Here is a 15,671-nt window from a genome sequence, read left to right as displayed (position 1 = left end):
TCGATGGATTCCGTAACACAGGCCGTGCTGGGCGCGGGCATACAGGGCGCGTTGCTGGGGCGGCGCCAGGGCCGCAAGGCGTTGATCTACGGGGCGCTGCTCGGCACCTTGCCGGATCTCGACGTGCTGATGCGCTATCCCGATCCCGTCTCCACCATGACCTTCCACCGGGGCTTCTCGCACTCGGTGTTCGTGCTCAGCGCGCTGGCGCTGCTCATGACGGCGCTGATCCGATGGCGCTGGCCCAAGGCGCCCTACGGCCCGGGCAGGCTGTTTCTCACCTTGTGGCTGGTGCTGATCACCCATCCGGTGCTGGATTCGTTCACCGTCTATGGCACACAGCTTTTCTGGCCGCTCACCTGGACGCCCGAAAGCTGGTCGGCCGTCTTCATCATCGACCCGCTCTACACGCTGCCGATGCTGTTCGCCGTGCTGGCCACGGCGCTGTTCGGCGCCACGCCCCGCATGTGCCGGGTGCTCGCGATCACGGTGATCTGGGGCGCGGTCTACCTGGGCTCGGGGCTAGCGGGCCGCTGGCACGCCGAGCGCGTGGTGGCGCAGGCCCTGCGCGATCGCGGCCTCGCGCCCACCCGCGTGCTGGCCACGCCCATGCCGTTCAACACGCTGCTGTGGCGCGTGGTGGCGCAGACCGGGCCCGACACGTACTACGAAGGGGTGAGCGGCTGGTTCGACCGCAATCCGCCGGAGCTGCTCGAGCAGCCGCTCGGCACGGCGTTGGGCCGGGCCATCGGCGATGCGCCGCTGCTGCAGCGCCTGTCGTGGTTCACCAACGGCTGGCTGCGCTTCGATGCCATCGGCGACAAGCTGGTGGTGACCGACCTGCGCATGGGCATGCCGGGCTACTACACCTTCCGCTTCGTGATGGGCGAGCGCCGCGACGGCCAGTGGCACGCCGTGGTGCCGTCGCGCTGGGCCAGCGATCGTGGCGGCAGTGCCGAACTCAAGCTGATGCTGGCGCGCATCGCCGACAGCGCCGCCGCCCTGCCGCTGGCCGAGTGGGCGCGCCGCAACGCGCCCTGAAGCCCCGCGGCCGGCCTCAGCCGGCCGCGGGCAGCGGCACGCCGGGCTCGTTCTTGATGGTCTGCAGCACGATGTGGGTATAGAACGCCTCGACGTTCTCGTCCTGGTCGAACAGCCTGTCGGCAAACGCCAGGTACTCGTCCATGTCGCGCATGTGCACGATCAGCACACACGACACCGCGCCCGTCACCAGATAGCACTGGGTCACGGCGGGCTCGGTCTTGATCTTTTCCATGAAGGCGCGCCGGAACTCCGATCCGTGCCGCGCGAATTCCAGCGTGACGATGGCCGTCAGGGGGCGGCCGGTCTGCGCCGGATCGAGCAGGGCCACCACGCGGCGGATCACGCCGGCCTCTTTCAGCCGAGCCACTCGCCGCAGGCAGGCCGATGCCGACAGGCCGACGCGTTCCGCCAGCGTGATGTTGGGCAGGTCGGCGTTTTGCTGGAGCACCGTGAGAATGCGGTGATCGATGGGGTCAAGGGTCATTTACGCAATGATATTGTTCGCGCGCGCGCTCTGCACGCGTGAAAAGGTTCCTACAGGCAATAAATTGCCGTCCAATTGTTCCCGTTTGGGACTATGCTGTGTCCCTCTATTCTGCCTCGGAAACATTGTGCATCGTGTGGACCTACTTTTGCCAGTTGATTCGCCGTAGCGGGCGCATGTTTTACGCCCTGGCCAAGATCATGGTGCCCATCATGGCGCTGGTCCAGGTGGCGCAGTGGCTGGGCTGGATCGAGGCGCTGGGCCAGGCCTTCGGGCCGGTGATGGGCCTGCTCAATCTGCCGGCAGGGGCGGGCATCGTGTGGATCGCCAGCGTGCTGGTGGGCCTGTACGGCGCCATCGCCGCGCTCATCGGCCTGTCGGCCACGCTCGACATGACGACCGGGCAGTTCAGCGCCCTGGCGTCGATGATTCTGTTTGCGCACAGCCTGCCCGTGGAGCAGGCCATCGTGCGCCGTGCCGGCGCGAGCTTCTGGGCCACCACGGGGCTGCGGCTCGGGGCGGCCGTGATCTACGGCGGGGCCGTGTCGTGGCTGAGTCACTGGAGCGGTTGGTTGACCGAGCCGATGTCGTTCCAGTGGCTGCAGGGTTCGCAGGACGTGATCGATCCGGCCGACTACACGCTGTGGCAATGGCTGCACGCGACCGCGTTCTCTTTGCTGCTCACCTATGCCGTGATCCTGGCGCTGCTGGTGCTGCTCGACGTGATGAAGCGCATCGGCCTGACCGCGCTCATCACGCGCGCGCTCACGCCCGTGCTGCGCTGGGTGGGGCTGGACGCGAGCGTGGCGCCGGTCACCATGGTGGGCACGCTGCTGGGCCTCTCGTATGGCGGCGCGCTCATCATCGAAGAGGCCGAGCGCCTGCAACTGTCGGCCCGCACGCGCTTTCTGGCGCTGTCGTGGCTGTCGCTGTCGCACTCGCTGATCGAGGACACGGCGCTGGTGATGGCGCTGGGCGCCGACGGCTGGGTCGTGCTGGGCGGGCGGGTGGTGTTGACGCTGCTGGTGGTGGGGGCGCTGGCACGCCTGTGGCGCGCCGATACCGGCATGCCGCAACCGCGTCCGGCCTGAGGCCGCCGCCAGGAACAAGCCCGCGTCGAACGCGGGCTTTTTTTGCATCAGGGCTGCGGCTTGCGCGGCAGGCGCGCCGCGATCTCGGCCATCAGGCGCCGGGCCGCGTCCAGCTTGGGCGCGGCCGGCAGCGGGTGCACGCCCTGTTCGTCGAACAACACCAGCTCGGTGGTGTCCGCGTCCATCACCTTGTGCGCCAGATTGCCCACCAGCAGCGGGATCTTCTTGCGCAGGCGCTTGGCTTCGGCATGCTCGGCCAGTTTTTCGGTTTCGGCGGCGAACCCCACGCACCACGGGCCCTGCGGCAGCCGGGCCACTTCGGCCAGGATGTCGGGATTCGGCTCGAACTCCATCTGCGGCTGGCCGCCGCCCTCGTTGTTCTTCTTGATCTTCTGGTCGCTCACGTTCTTCACGCGCCAGTCGGCCACCGCGGCCACGCCGATGAACACATCGGCGTCCATCGCGTTGGCCATCACGGCGTCGTGCATCTGGCGCGCCGTCATGACGGGCAGGGCGGTGACGCCGCGCGGCACCTGCAGCGCGGTGGCGCCGGTCACCATGGTGACGCGGGCGCCGGCCTCGCGCGCGGCGCGCGCGATTGCGTAGCCGGTCTTGCCCGACGAGCGGTTGGTCAGCACGCGCACCGGGTCGACCGGCTCCGAGGTGGGGCCGGCGGTCAGCAGCACGTGGCGGCCGGCCAGGATCTTGGGCTGGAAGAAGGCGATCAGGTCGGCCAGCAGCTCATGCGGCTCCAGCATGCGGCCGCTGCCCGTTTCGCCACAGGCCTGTTCGCCGGAGGCGGGCCCGAGGATGGTGATGCCGTCGGCCGTGAGCTGCGCCGCGTTGCGCTGCGTGGCCGGGTTGGCCCACATCTCGCGATTCATCGCGGGCGCGATCAGCAGCGGGCAGGCGCGCGCCACGCATAGCGTGGACAGCAGGTCGTCGGCCAGGCCATGCGCGAGCTTGGCCATGAAATCGGTGCTGGCCGGCGCGATCAGCACGGCGTCGGCGCCGCGCGTGAGGTCGATGTGCGCCATGTTGTTGGGCACGCGCGCGTCCCAGGCGTCGACGAACACGGGGCGGCCTGAGAGGGCCTGCATCGTGACCGGCGTGATGAAGTGCGTGGCCGCCTCGGTCATGACCACGTCGACCACCGCGCCCTGCTCGGTCATGCGGCGCACCAGCTCGGCGATTTTGTAGCAGGCGATGCCGCCGGTCATTCCCAGGACGATGCGTTTGCGGGCCAGATCGAGCATGGTGTGCGAGCGGCGCCGCGAGGCGCCGCGTGTGGGTGGGGGGTCAGGGGATTTTATGCGGCAACGCCCGCGGCCGCGAGCGCTCAGTCCGGTGAGCGGGCGGCGCGGGCTTTCTCGCGGCTGCGCAGGATTTCGTCCAGCACCAGCAGGATGGCACCGCAGACGATGGTGATGTCGGCGATGTTGAAGGCCGGGTAGGCCCAGTCTTTCCAGTAGAACAGCAGGAAGTCGATCACGTGGCCGTGGATCAGCCGGTCGATCACGTTGCCCAGCGCGCCGCCCATGATGAGCGTGAGGGCGGCGCGAAAGCGCGGCTGGCCGGGCGTGCGCGCGATCAGCCAGGTGATGACCAGCGCGGCGCCCACGCCCAGGATCGTGAAGAGCCAGCGCTGCCAGCCCTCCTCGGAGGCCAGGAAGCTGAAGGCCGCGCCCCGGTTGAACAGCAGCGTGAAGTCGAAGAACGGCAGCACGTTGAGGCGCTCGCCGTACTGGAACTGGCTGTTGAAGTAGATCTTCGTGAGCTGGTCGATCACGATGATCAGGGCGGCGGCGCCCAGGCTCAGGCCCAGGCGCTTGCCGCGTCCGACCGCGGCGTCCGGTACACCGATCGAAGCGTCTGCCATCGTCAGGCCTTTTCGCGCGACTCGCCCGAGCCGAAGAGGTTGCTCACGCAACGACCGCAGATCTCGGGATGATCGGCGTCCTGGCCGACGTCGGCGCGATAGTGCCAGCAGCGCTCGCACTTCTTGTTGCCCGACGGCGTGATCTCGATGGCCAGCTCGCCGGCGCGCTGGTGCACGCTGGCGCGCGACACGATCAGCACGAAGCGCAGGTCATCGCCCAGGGCCGACAGCAGCGCGTAGTCTTCGCCGTCGGCATGGATGTCGACCTCGGCCTGCAGCGACGAACCGATGCCGCCGGCCGAACGCACTTCCTCGAGCTTGCGCAGCACGTCGGCGCGGATCGCGCGCACGCGGCCCCAGCCCGCCACCAGCGCCTCGGCGTCGGCAAACGGCGGGAGCTGGTGATAGACCTCGGTGAAGATGGTCAGGCGGGCCGCGTCGGCCTGCTTGGCCAGCGCCGAGTCGGTCAGGATCTTCCAGGCTTCCTCGGCCGTGAACGACAGGATCGGCGCCATCAGCTTGAGCAGCGTCTGGGTGATCTCCAGCAGCGCGGTCTGGGCCGAGCGGCGGGCGTGGCTGTCGGGGGCGCTGGTGTAGAGGCGATCCTTCAGGATGTCGACGTAAAACGCGCCGAGGTCTTCGGAGCAGAACGTCTGCAGGCGCGACACGGCCGGATGGAAGTCGTAGCGCTCGTAGCTGGCGAGCACCTCGGCCTGCATCTGCGCGGTCATGGCGAGCGCGTAGCGATCGATCTCGAGCAGCTCGCCGGCCGGCACGGCCTGGCTGACGGCGTCGAAGTCGGCCACGTTGGCCAGCAGGAAGCGCAGCGTGTTGCGGATGCGGCGGTAGCTTTCGACCACGCGCTTGAGGATCTCGTCGGAGATCGACAGCTCGCCCGAGTAGTCGGTGGAAGCGACCCACAGACGCAGGATCTCGGCGCCCAGCGAGTCGGAGATCTTCTGCGGCGCGAGCACGTTGCCGACCGACTTGCTCATCTTGCGGCCCTGACCGTCGACCACGAAACCGTGGGTCAGCAGGCTCTTGTAGGGTGGCTGGCCATACAGCATGCAGCCGGTGAGCAGCGACGAGTGGAACCAGCCGCGATGCTGGTCGGAGCCTTCCAGGTAGAGGTCGGCGGGCCAGGCAAGCTGCGCGCCGTGCGAACCGGCCAGCGCGTGATCCTTGCCGCCCAGCACCGTGGCGTGGGTCGTGCCCGAGTCGAACCACACGTCGAGCGTGTCGCGGTTTTTCTCGTATTGGTCGGCCTCGTCGCCAAGCAGCTCGCGCGGCTCGAGCGACTGCCAGGCCTCGATGCCGCCCTTTTCGACGCGCTGCGCGACCAGCTCGAGCAGCTCGGCCGTGCGCGGGTGCAGCTCGCCGGTTTCCTTGTGCACGAAGAAGGCCATCGGCACGCCCCACTGGCGTTGGCGCGACAGCGTCCAGTCGGGACGGTTGGCGATCATCGCGTGCAGGCGCGCGCGGCCCCAGGCGGGGTAGAAGGTGGTGGCGTCGATGCCGGCCAGCGCGCTTTCGCGCAGCGTCGGGCCGCCGTCGCGCGGCTTGACGTCCATCCCGGCGAACCATTGGCTGGTGGCGCGGTAGATGATCGGCGTCTTGTGGCGCCAGCAGTGCATGTAGCTGTGCGGCAGCTTCTGCACGTGCATCAGCGAGCCGGCCAGCTTGAGCGCCTCGACGATCTTGGGATTCGCATCCCAGATCATCTGGCCGCCGAACAGCGGCAGGCTCGGCACATACTTGCCGTCGCCCATCACCGGGCTGATGATGTCGGCGTCGCTCATGCCGTGCGCCTTGCACGACACGAAGTCTTCGATACCGTAGGCCGGGGCCGAGTGCACCACGCCGGTACCGGCGTCGAGCGTGACGTAGTCGCCCAGGTAGATCGGGGCGGTGCGGTCATAGCCTTCGGCGGCCTGGGCCAGCGGATGCTTGAAACGCAGCTCCGACAGCGCGGCGCCCGGCGCGGTGGCGATCACTTCGCCCTCGAGGCCCCAGGTCTTGAGGCAGGCTTCGACGCGTTCGGTGGCCAGCAGCAGCAGCGGGCCATGCACCGGCGCGGGCGAGACCCGCACCAGCGCGTATTCGATTTCGGGGTGGACGTTGAGCGCCTGGTTCGACGGAATCGTCCAGGGCGTGGTGGTCCAGATCACGACGGCGCCGTCATCGATGGCATCCAGGCCGAAGGCGCGGGCCAGGCCCGGCTTGTCGGCGAACGGGAAGGCCACGTCGATCGCGGGATCGGTGCGGTCGGCGTATTCGACCTCGGCCTCGGCCAGCGCCGAACCACAGTCGAAACACCAGTTCACGGGCTTGAGGCCACGAAACACGTAACCCTGTTCGAGGATGCGGCCGAGCGCGCGGATCTCATCGGCTTCATTGCTGAAGTTCATCGTGAGATACGGATTCTCCCAGTCGCCCAGGACGCCCAGGCGCTTGAAGTCGGCGCGCTGGCGGTCGATCTGCTCGAGCGCGTAGGCGCGGGCCTTGGACTGCACCTCGGTCACCGGCAGGTTCTTGCCGTACTTCTTTTCGATCTGGATCTCGATCGGCATGCCGTGGCAATCCCAGCCCGGCACGTAAGGCGCATCGTAGCCGGCCATGTTGCGGCTCTTGACGATGATGTCCTTCAGGATCTTGTTGACCGCGTGCCCGATGTGGATGTCACCGTTGGCGTAAGGCGGGCCGTCGTGCAGAACAAAGCGCGGGCGGCCGGCACTGGCCGCGCGAATCGCCTGGTAGACGCGGTTTTCTTCCCATTGGGCGGTCCAGCCCGGCTCACGTCGAGCAAGGTCGCCCCGCATGGGAAAGGGGGTGTCGGGCAGGTTGAGGGTCTTTTTATAGTCCATGAACGGCAAAATAGGCGCGCGCTTGTCGCGCGTCGTCGGCGATGGCGGCAGTCAGGGAAGGGAGATCAGGAAATTTTTCTTCGTCCCGCAGCTTGTGCAGGAATTCGACTCGCACGAGTTTACCGTATGCGTCCACGGTCTCGTCGAGCAGATGCGACTCGAGCAGAACGCGGCCCTGGTCTTCGACCGTCGGGCGCACGCCCAGGCTGGCCACGGCGGCCAGCGGCTTGTCGCCCAGGCCGAGCACGCGCACCACGTAAATGCCGGAGCGCGCCGCGCAACGCGCCGCGACCCGCAGGTTCATGGTGGGATAGCCGAGCTGGCGGCCGAGCTTGGCGCCGTGCACGACGTGGCCGCTGATGTGGAACGGCTGGCCCAGCAGGTGGCGGGCGCGATCCAGGTCGCCCACGGCCAGGGCCGTGCGAACCTCGGAGCTGGAGATGCGGTGGCCCTGGCGGTCGGTGACGTCGGCCAGGGTGTGCACCTCGAAGCCATGCACCATGCCGGCCTCGCGCAGCAGCTCGATGTCGCCGCTGCGCTTGTGGCCGAAGCGGAAGTCCTCGCCCACCAGCAGCCAGCGCGTCTGCAGGCCGTGCACCAGCAGGTCTTCGATGAAGGCGTTGGCCGACATTTCGGCCAGGCGGGCGTTGAAGTGCTCGACCACCACCTGTTCGATGCCGGCGCAGGCGAGCGCGGCGAGCTTGTCGCGCAGGCCCGAGATGCGCGTGGGCGCAAGCTCCGGACGCCGGTTCAGCGTCGCGAAGTATTCGCGCGGGTGCGGCTCGAAGGTCATGACCGTGGGCACGAGGTCGCGCCCCTGGGCGACCTGGCGGACCCGGTCGAGGATGGCCTGGTGGCCGAGATGGACACCGTCGAAATTGCCGATCGTCAGCGCGCAGGGCGTGCGGCGCGAGGGGGGCGGCAGGTGTCGGTAAATGCGCAGCGGAGGTTTCACGGGCAAGAGTTTACAATTTTGGGTTGGCTCGCCTTGGAATTACCTATCTTGCCTCAATCGTCTTCCCCTTCCTCGACCGCCGCGACGGGTTCGCGCGAGCGCCGCATTGTCATCCTGATCTCCGGACGGGGCAGCAATATGCAGGCTTTGGTCGAGGCCTGTCAACGCGAAGCCTGGCCCGCCCGGATCGCCGCCGTCATCGCCAGCCGCCCCGACGCGGGCGGCCTGGCCTGGGCGGCCGAACGCGGCATCCCGACCGACGCGCTGTATCACAAGGATTTCGCCACCCGCGAGGCCTTCGACGCCGCGCTGATGGCGCGCATCGACCAGTTCGAGCCCGATTACGTGCTGCTGGCCGGTTTCATGCGGGTGCTCACCCCGGGCTTCGTCGGTCATTACAGCGGCCGCCTGGTGAACATCCACCCCTCGCTGCTGCCCGCGTTTCCGGGGCTGCACACGCATGCCCAGGCGCTGGCGACCGGCGTGCGGGCACACGGCTGCACGGTGCATTTCGTGACGCCGGTGCTGGACCACGGCCCCATCATCGCGCAGGGCATGGTGCCGGTCCTGCCGGGCGATACGCCCGAGCGGCTGGCCGAACGCGTGCTCGACGTCGAGCACCGGGCCTTCCCGGCAGCCGCGCGCTGGTTGGCGGAAGGGCGCGTGAGCCTTACTCTGGATCATCGGGTCGAGGTGCAGGGCGACCCCGAACGGCTATTTATCTGGACCGGCGCCTGAGCGCCGGCCCTTCTGGAATCACATACACATGAGCAAAGACTCCAACAATCGCTCCGGCTCCGGTTCCCGCTCGGGATGGGGCTTCGGCACGGGCCCGTCGGGCTCCGGCGCTGGCCGCGGCCGGTCGCAGGAGCGCAGCCGCTCCGGATCGTCCTTCGGCCGACCCGACGGCAATCGCGCGGGCTCGTCCTCCGACCGCCCGCAGGGCGGCGACCGCGGCGGCTATTCGCAGGATCGCGGCCGCTCCGGCGGTTCGTACGACCGCCCGCAGGGCGGCGACCGTGGCGGCTATGCGCAGGATCGCGGCCGCTCCGGCGGTTCGTATGATCGTCCGCAGGGTGGCGACCGTGGTGGCTACTCGCAGGATCGCGGCCGTTCCGGCGGTTCGTACGATCGCCCGCAGGGCGGCGACCGTGGCGGCTATTCGCAGGATCGCGGCCGTTCCGGCGGTTCGTATGATCGTCCGCAGGGCGGCGACCGTGGTGGCTACGCGCAGGATCGCGGCCGCTCCGGCGGCTCGTACGACCGTCCGCAGGGCGGCGACCGTGGCGGTTACTCGCAGGACCGCGGCCGTTCGGGCGGTTCGTACGATCGTCCGCAGGGCGGCGACCGCGGCGGCTATGCACAGGACCGCTCGCAGGATCGCGGCCGCGGCGGCTACGAGCGCGGCCAGGACGGCAATCGTCCGGGCGGCTACGACCGTCCCCAGCAGTCCTACAACCGGCCGCGCCAGCCGTTCTCGGCGGTGCGCCTGGAGCAGGTGACGCGCGTGCTGGGCGAGGTGCTGCAATGGACCTATCCCGCCGACGCCGTGCTGTCGCACTGGTTCCGCGCCAACCCCGGCCTGGGCGGCCGGGATCGTGCCGAAGTCGCCGAAGGCGTCTACGACGTGCTGCGCAATCTGCGCCGCTACCGCCAGCTGAGCGAAAGCGGCGTGGGCAATGCGGTGCGCCGCCTCGCCATCCTGGGCCTTGCCGCCACGCGCGGCACCGACTGGCTCAAGGAAGCGCTCGACAGCGGCGAGGCCGGCTGGCTCGACCGCGTCGACAAGATCGACCCGGCCACGATGCCGCGCGCCGTGCGCCTGAGCATGCCCGACTGGCTGTTCGAGCGCCTCTCGACCTTGGAAGACAGCGACGCCCTGATGGCCTCGCTAAACCAGACCGCCCACCTGGACATCCGCGTCAACCCGCTCAAGGGCGAGCGCGACGCCTTGCTGGCCGCCCTCAACGAAGGCCCCGGCGCGCGGTTCTCGCCGGTGCCGATGCCGCACTCGCCCTGGGGCATCCGCTTCAAGGGCCACCCGCCGGTCAACCGCTATCCGCAGTTCGAAGACGGCACGCTCGAGGTGCAGGACGAAGGCAGCCAGTTGCTGGCGCTGCTGGTCGGCCCGCGCCGCGGCGAGATGATCATCGACTTCTGCGCCGGCGCCGGCGGCAAGTCGCTGCTGATCGGCGCGCTGATGCGCTCGACCGGCCGCCTCTACGCGTTCGACGTGTCGGCCGCCCGCCTGGCGCGCGCCAAGCCGCGCTTCGCCCGCAGCGGTCTGTCCAACGTGGTGCCGGTCGCGATCGAAAGCGAAAACGACGCCCGCGTGAAGCGCCTGGCCGGCAAGGCCCAGCGCGTCTTCGTCGATGCGCCGTGCAGCGGCATCGGCACCCTGCGCCGCAATCCCGACCTGAAGTGGCGCCAGCAGCCGCAGGCGCTCGCCGAAATGGTCGAGCTGCAGGCCCGCATCCTGAAGAGCGCCTCGCGCTGCGTGGCCCCGGGCGGCCGCCTGGTCTACGCCACCTGCAGCCTGCTCGAGGAAGAAAACGCGGCCCAGGCTGCGCGCTTCCTCGCCGAGAATCCCGAATTCGAGCAGCTCGACGCCGCGCGCATTCTGAACGACCGTTGCCCGACGCTGAACCTCACCGGTCCGTACGTGCAACTGCGGCCCGACCAGCACGGCACCGACGGCTTCTTCGCGGCCGTGTTCGAGCGCAAAAAGCCTGCGCGCGCGAATCCGGATGCAAACACCGGCGAGGCTGTTGGGGGCGGATCATCGTTGTCTGCAAGCAACGAAGACGCACCCGCACGCAAGTCGCGTGGCGCAGACGAGGCCGCCCCGGCGGCTGCCGAATCGGCGCCGCCGGCCGGCGCCGAGGGAGCAGCCGCAAACGCCTCCGGAGATGCCGGGGGCGGTGACAGCGGCGGGGGCAGCGAGGGCGATTGAGCTTTCGGGGACGTACAGGGGAACTGTGCGTTCAGTACGCTGTCAAACTCGGACCTTGGACAAAATCAAGCTCCATTCAGTCCGATTTCGGTGGCCCTCATGGGCCGCCGGCGCCGCGCTCCCGCGTATACGGGGGCGGATCGGTCCGCTAGCGCGCCGCCGGCGCGGGAGCCGTGCCTGCCGGCCCGACGGTGATGTGGGCGCTCATGCGTTCCACCTTGCGGTCGCGGCTCTGGTAGCGCACCTCCCAGCTGATGGCATCGGTGCCCGGCCGGTCGCCCCGGTACAGCAGCTGCGCCACCGGCACCGCCGTGTAGGCGCAGCGGCCCGCGCCGCCCGTGTTGCCCTGCGCGCGCACCACCGTGAGCGCGCCGTGGCTCGGACGGGTCACGATGCGCACGTGCGGCGGATTCATGACCTGGCAGTTCGGCCCGCGCAGTTCGTAGTAGCTGGCCACCATCACCGTCTGGCCGACCTGCAGTGTCGTGTCGGCCCGGGCGGGCAGGGCGCCCAGCATCAGGGCGCCGAGGGCGGCGAGCGTGGGAAAGAGGCGTAATTTCATGGGTGCAGCCTGTGGTACGGGTAAGACACAATATATTGTGGATCGGGGTTGTAGCAAAATGTAGAAAAACTCTGGTGTCGGACCAATCCGGCGCCATTTGAAAGAATCGCGGCGGGTGTCCCGTTGAGCACCCGTCCCCAAGCCCCTTCCGGGGCGCATCAAGCGCGGCTTAGTCCTTGATTTGGCTCAAAAACTATTTTGAAACTGCGCTGTCACGGAAAAAACATGTGGGCTAAAATTTGCCCACTCTTTAGCGAGGCGTAGAAACAGATTTATGGATTACATCCTTTCGTTCATTTCCGGTGGTCTGACCCAAGCCAGCTGGTGGCAGATTCTCCTGTTCACCCTGGTGGTCACGCACATCACCATCGTGTCGGTCACCGTGTTTCTGCATCGCAGCCAGGCGCACCGCGGGCTCGATCTGCACCCTGCCGTCATGCACTTCTTCCGCTTCTGGCTGTGGATGACCACCGGCATGGTCACGAAGGAATGGGTCGCCATTCACCGCAAGCACCACGCCAAGTGCGAGAAGGAGGGTGATCCCCACTCGCCCATGCTGTTCGGCATCTGGAAGGTGCTGTTCCGCGGCGCCGAGCTGTATCGCGAAGAATCGGTCAACAAGGAAACCATCGCCAAGTTCGGCCACGGTACGCCCGACGACTGGATGGAACGCAACGTCTACTCCAAGCACAGCCTCGCCGGCGTGCTGACCATGCTCGCCATCGACGTCGCGCTGTTCGGCGCCGTCGGCCTCACCGTCTGGGCCGTCCAGATGGCGTGGATCCCGTTCTGGGCCGCTGGCGTGGTCAACGGTATCGGCCACTACTGGGGCTACCGCAACTACAACTCGCCGGACACCAGCACCAACGTGTTCCCGTGGGGCATCATCATCGGTGGCGAAGAGCTGCACAACAACCACCACGCCCATGGCACGTCGGCCAAGTTCTCGGCCAAGTGGTATGAGTTCGACATCGGCTGGGGCTACATCCGCACCCTGCAGCTGTTCGGCCTGGCCAAGGTGAAGAAGGTTGCGCCCAAGCTCAAGCTCGATCCCGACGCCAAGGAAGGCATCGACCTGCGCACGCTGCAGGGCGTGATCACGCACCGCTACGAAGTGATGGCGCGCTACGCCGACGTGATCAAGCAGGCTGCCTCGGAAGAGCTGGCCAAGCTCAAGCCGGCGCGCGGCAATGGCGAGGATTGCAACTGGACCGTGCTCAAGCGTGCCCGCCGCGTGCTGACGCGCAACGAAGACGTGCTCCAGCCCGAGCAGATCGCCGAAGTCGACCAGGCCATCGCCCGCAACCAGTCGCTCTCCACGCTGGTGCAGATGCGCCGCGAGCTGGGCCGTCTGTGGGAAAGCTCCAGCGCCAGCAGCGAGCAGCTCCTGCATGACCTGCAGGCCTGGTGCCAACGTGCCCAGCAAAGCGGCATCGCCGGGCTCGAGCAGTTTGCACTGCGTCTGCGCCGCTACGCGGCATGATGCTGGATAAACTCAATCCCGAGCAACGCGCCGCAGTAACTCTCGAACCGCAACACGCCCTGGTACTCGCCGGGGCGGGTAGCGGCAAGACCCGGGTCCTCACGACCCGCATGGCCTGGCTGATTCAAACCAGCCAGGCCAGTCCATTTGCGCTGCTCGCAGTCACGTTCACCAATAAGGCCGCCCGCGAGATGCTGACTCGCATGGCGGCCATATTGCCTATCGACACCCGGGGTCTGTGGATCGGCACGTTCCACGGGCTGTGCAATCGCATGCTGCGCGCGCATCACCGCGATGCCGGCCTGCCGCAGACCTTCCAGATCCTCGATACCGCCGATCAGCTCGCCGCCATCAAGCGGCTGCTCAAGGCCAACGGCGTCGACGACGAGAAGTACCCGCCGCGCGACGTGCAGCGATTCATCAATGGCGCCAAGGAAGACGGGCAGCGGCCCGGCGACGTGGAGGCCTGGGATTCGTATCGCCGCCGCATGATCGAGATCTACGAGCTCTACGAGGCCCAGTGCCAGCGTGAGGGCGTGGTCGATTTCGCCGAGCTGCTGCTGCGCGCCTACGAGCTGCTGTCGCGCAACGCGCCGGTGCGCGAGCACTACCAGCGGCGCTTCCGCCACATCCTGGTCGACGAGTTCCAGGACACCAACACGCTGCAGTACAAGTGGCTGCGCCTGTTGGCCGGCGGCGGCGCGGCGATCTTCGCCGTGGGCGACGACGATCAGTCGATCTATGCCTTCCGCGGCGCCAACGTGGGCAATATGGCCGACTTCGAGCGCGACTACGCGCACGGCCGCGTCATCCGCCTCGAACAGAATTACCGCTCGTTCGGCCACATCCTGGATTCGGCCAACGCGCTGATCGGCCACAACACCGGCCGCCTCGGCAAGAACCTCTGGACCGACCAGGGCGAGGGCGAGCTCGTGCGCGTGATCGAGCAGCCCTCCGACGCCATGGAGGCGCAGTGGATCGTCGACGAGATCCGCGCGCTGGTCAACGAGGGCCGCTCGCGCAGCGAGATCGCGGTGCTCTATCGCAGCAACGCGCAGTCGCGCGTGCTCGAGCATGCGCTGTTCTCGGCCGGCGTGCCTTACAAGGTCTATGGCGGCCTGCGCTTCTTCGAGCGCCAGGAAATCAAGCATGCGCTGGCCTACCTGCGCCTGATCTCGAATCCGAACGACGACACGTCGTGGATGCGGGTGGTGAATTTCCCCGCGCGCGGCATCGGCGCGCGCACGCTCGAAACGCTCGCCGACGCGGCTCGCGCCGGCAACACCAGCCTCTACGAATCGGTGGCGCGCGTGCCCGGCAAGGGCGGCGTCAACCTCGCGCAGTTCGCGCAGCTCATCACGCGCCTGGCCAACGAGACGCGTGACCTGCCCCTGCCCGAGATGGTCGAGCACGTCATCGAAGAAAGCGGCCTGAAGCAGCACTACCAGGGCGAGCGCGAAGGCGCCGAGCGCCTCGAAAACCTGAACGAACTCGTCACCGCCGCGGCCGTGTTCGCCGCCGAAGAAAACTTCGACGGCATGGCGGCCGGCGTCGTGCCCGACGTCGATGTGGGCAGCACGCTGATGCCGGGCGTGGTCGACGCGCCGGTCGAGCCCGTGACCACCGGCCTGTCGCCGCTGGCGGCATTCCTGTCGCATGCGGCGCTCGAGGCCGGCGACAACCAGGCCCAGGTCGGCCAGGAAGCGGTGCAGCTCATGACGGTGCACGCGGCCAAGGGCCTGGAGTTCGACGCGGTGTTCATCACCGGGCTCGAAGAGGGGCTGTTCCCGCACGAGAACAGCATCCTCGAACAGTCCGGGCTCGAAGAAGAGCGCCGCCTGATGTATGTGGCGATCACGCGCGCGCGCGAACGGCTCTACATCAGCCTGGCGCAGAGCCGCATGCTGCACGGGCAGACGCGCTACGCCATGCGTTCGCGCTTTCTCGACGAGATCCCCGAAGCGCATCTCAAGTGGCTCTCGCCGCGTGCCGGCACGCAATACCGCCAGGCCGCCGACGCCGGCTTCGCCAGCGGCCAGGGTGACTCCTGGAATCGCGGGCATGGCGACGCCTACGGCCGCAAGCACACCGGCACGATCACGCCGCGCGTGGCGCGCAGCGTGGCTACCGGCGTCACCGTTGGCGAGGTGCAATACCGCGTGGGTCAGGGCGTGCGGCATGCGCGCTTCGGCGACGGCACCATCATCGGGCTGAGCGGCGCGGGGCAGGATGCCCAGGCGCAGATCCAGTTCCGCGACGTGGGCGCCAAGACCCTCGCGCTGGGCATCGCCAAGCTGGAGATCATCCAGGGCTGAGCCCGTCGTGCGTCAGGCCGGTGCGCCGCGAGGCGCCGGGC

Annotated in this window: 12 protein-coding genes; 6 read left to right on the top strand and 6 right to left on the bottom strand. The window is 68.2% G+C overall.

Annotated elements, in window-relative coordinates; genetic code table 11:
• Positions 1-3 precede the first annotated feature (3 nt).
• The gene (locus CEG14_RS14525; RefSeq protein WP_094827040.1) at positions 4-1,041 is read left to right on the top strand and encodes a metal-dependent hydrolase; all 1,038 of its coding nucleotides are present in this window, start codon (positions 4-6) and stop codon (positions 1,039-1,041) included.
• Between the two features lie 16 nt (positions 1,042-1,057).
• On the opposite strand, the gene CEG14_RS14520 is transcribed toward CEG14_RS14525, so the two are convergent.
• Positions 1,058-1,528: an Lrp/AsnC family transcriptional regulator gene (locus CEG14_RS14520; protein WP_094827039.1), complete on the bottom strand. Its 471-nt coding sequence runs from the start codon at positions 1,526-1,528 to the stop codon at positions 1,058-1,060.
• 176 nt (positions 1,529-1,704) lie between these two features.
• Between CEG14_RS14520 and CEG14_RS14515 the strand changes: the two genes are divergently transcribed.
• Positions 1,705-2,619 carry a hypothetical protein gene (locus CEG14_RS14515; protein WP_255032335.1) on the top strand — a complete coding sequence of 305 codons (915 nt, stop codon included), beginning with the start codon at positions 1,705-1,707 and terminating at the stop codon, positions 2,617-2,619.
• Between the two features lie 47 nt (positions 2,620-2,666).
• Here CEG14_RS14515 and coaBC read toward each other — a convergent pair whose 3' ends face one another.
• The 4 genes from coaBC to CEG14_RS14495 form a co-directional block, all read right to left on the bottom strand.
• Positions 2,667-3,875, bottom strand: a complete 1,209-nt coding sequence (gene coaBC, locus CEG14_RS14510) for a bifunctional phosphopantothenoylcysteine decarboxylase/phosphopantothenate--cysteine ligase CoaBC (RefSeq protein WP_094827038.1) — start codon at positions 3,873-3,875, stop codon at positions 2,667-2,669.
• An 83-nt stretch (positions 3,876-3,958) separates the two neighbouring features.
• Positions 3,959-4,498: a signal peptidase II gene (gene lspA / locus CEG14_RS14505; protein WP_094827037.1), complete on the bottom strand. Its 540-nt coding sequence runs from the start codon at positions 4,496-4,498 to the stop codon at positions 3,959-3,961.
• 2 nt (positions 4,499-4,500) lie between these two features.
• Complete coding sequence (gene ileS / locus CEG14_RS14500; RefSeq protein ID WP_094827036.1) at positions 4,501-7,362, bottom strand: isoleucine--tRNA ligase; 2,862 nt, start codon at positions 7,360-7,362, stop codon at positions 4,501-4,503.
• Entirely contained in the window at positions 7,352-8,317 is a 966-nt protein-coding gene (locus CEG14_RS14495) for a bifunctional riboflavin kinase/FAD synthetase (protein ID WP_094827549.1), read from the bottom strand. Before CEG14_RS14495 ends, ileS begins: the two co-directional genes overlap by 11 nt.
• Positions 8,318-8,455: 138 nt before the next feature.
• Between CEG14_RS14495 and purN the strand changes: the two genes are divergently transcribed.
• The gene (purN, locus tag CEG14_RS14490; protein WP_256985794.1) at positions 8,456-9,055 is read left to right on the top strand and encodes a phosphoribosylglycinamide formyltransferase; all 600 of its coding nucleotides are present in this window, start codon (positions 8,456-8,458) and stop codon (positions 9,053-9,055) included.
• Between the two features lie 769 nt (positions 9,056-9,824).
• Positions 9,825-11,270, top strand: a complete 1,446-nt coding sequence (locus tag CEG14_RS14485) for an RsmB/NOP family class I SAM-dependent RNA methyltransferase (protein WP_094827548.1) — start codon at positions 9,825-9,827, stop codon at positions 11,268-11,270.
• A gap of 148 nt (positions 11,271-11,418) precedes the next feature.
• Here the strand turns inward: CEG14_RS14485 and CEG14_RS14480 are convergent, their stop codons facing one another.
• On the bottom strand, positions 11,419-11,832 hold the full coding sequence (locus tag CEG14_RS14480) for a hypothetical protein (RefSeq protein WP_256985707.1): 414 nt from the start codon (positions 11,830-11,832) through the stop codon (positions 11,419-11,421).
• Between the two features lie 274 nt (positions 11,833-12,106).
• On the opposite strand from CEG14_RS14480, the gene CEG14_RS14475 reads away from it, so the two are divergent.
• Entirely contained in the window at positions 12,107-13,315 is a 1,209-nt protein-coding gene (locus CEG14_RS14475) for a DesA family fatty acid desaturase (RefSeq protein ID WP_094827035.1), read from the top strand.
• On the top strand, positions 13,312-15,630 hold the full coding sequence (locus CEG14_RS14470; protein WP_094827034.1) for a UvrD-helicase domain-containing protein: 2,319 nt from the start codon (positions 13,312-13,314) through the stop codon (positions 15,628-15,630). The genes CEG14_RS14475 and CEG14_RS14470 overlap by 4 nt, the downstream gene beginning before the upstream one ends.
• The last annotated feature ends 41 nt before the right edge of the window (positions 15,631-15,671 follow it).

Source organism: Bordetella genomosp. 1 (assembly GCF_002261335.1).
Lineage (GTDB): Bacteria > Pseudomonadota > Gammaproteobacteria > Burkholderiales > Burkholderiaceae_B > Bordetella.
The sequence above is the reverse complement of the archived record's forward strand: the minus strand, read 5'-3'. Positions and strand labels throughout refer to the sequence as shown.

Coding starts and splice junctions, on each gene's coding strand:
- CEG14_RS14515 (WP_255032335.1), top strand. CDS start 1,705: ATGTTTTACGCCCTGGCCAAGATCATGGTGCCCATCATGGCGCTGGTC.
- CEG14_RS14520 (WP_094827039.1), bottom strand. CDS start 1,528: ATGACCCTTGACCCCATCGATCACCGCATTCTCACGGTGCTCCAGCAA.
- purN (WP_256985794.1), top strand. CDS start 8,456: ATGCAGGCTTTGGTCGAGGCCTGTCAACGCGAAGCCTGGCCCGCCCGG.
- CEG14_RS14480 (WP_256985707.1), bottom strand. CDS start 11,832: ATGAAATTACGCCTCTTTCCCACGCTCGCCGCCCTCGGCGCCCTGATG.
- lspA (WP_094827037.1), bottom strand. CDS start 4,498: ATGGCAGACGCTTCGATCGGTGTACCGGACGCCGCGGTCGGACGCGGC.
- CEG14_RS14470 (WP_094827034.1), top strand. CDS start 13,312: ATGATGCTGGATAAACTCAATCCCGAGCAACGCGCCGCAGTAACTCTC.
- CEG14_RS14525 (WP_094827040.1), top strand. CDS start 4: ATGGATTCCGTAACACAGGCCGTGCTGGGCGCGGGCATACAGGGCGCG.
- CEG14_RS14475 (WP_094827035.1), top strand. CDS start 12,107: ATGGATTACATCCTTTCGTTCATTTCCGGTGGTCTGACCCAAGCCAGC.
- coaBC (WP_094827038.1), bottom strand. CDS start 3,875: ATGCTCGATCTGGCCCGCAAACGCATCGTCCTGGGAATGACCGGCGGC.
- ileS (WP_094827036.1), bottom strand. CDS start 7,362: ATGGACTATAAAAAGACCCTCAACCTGCCCGACACCCCCTTTCCCATG.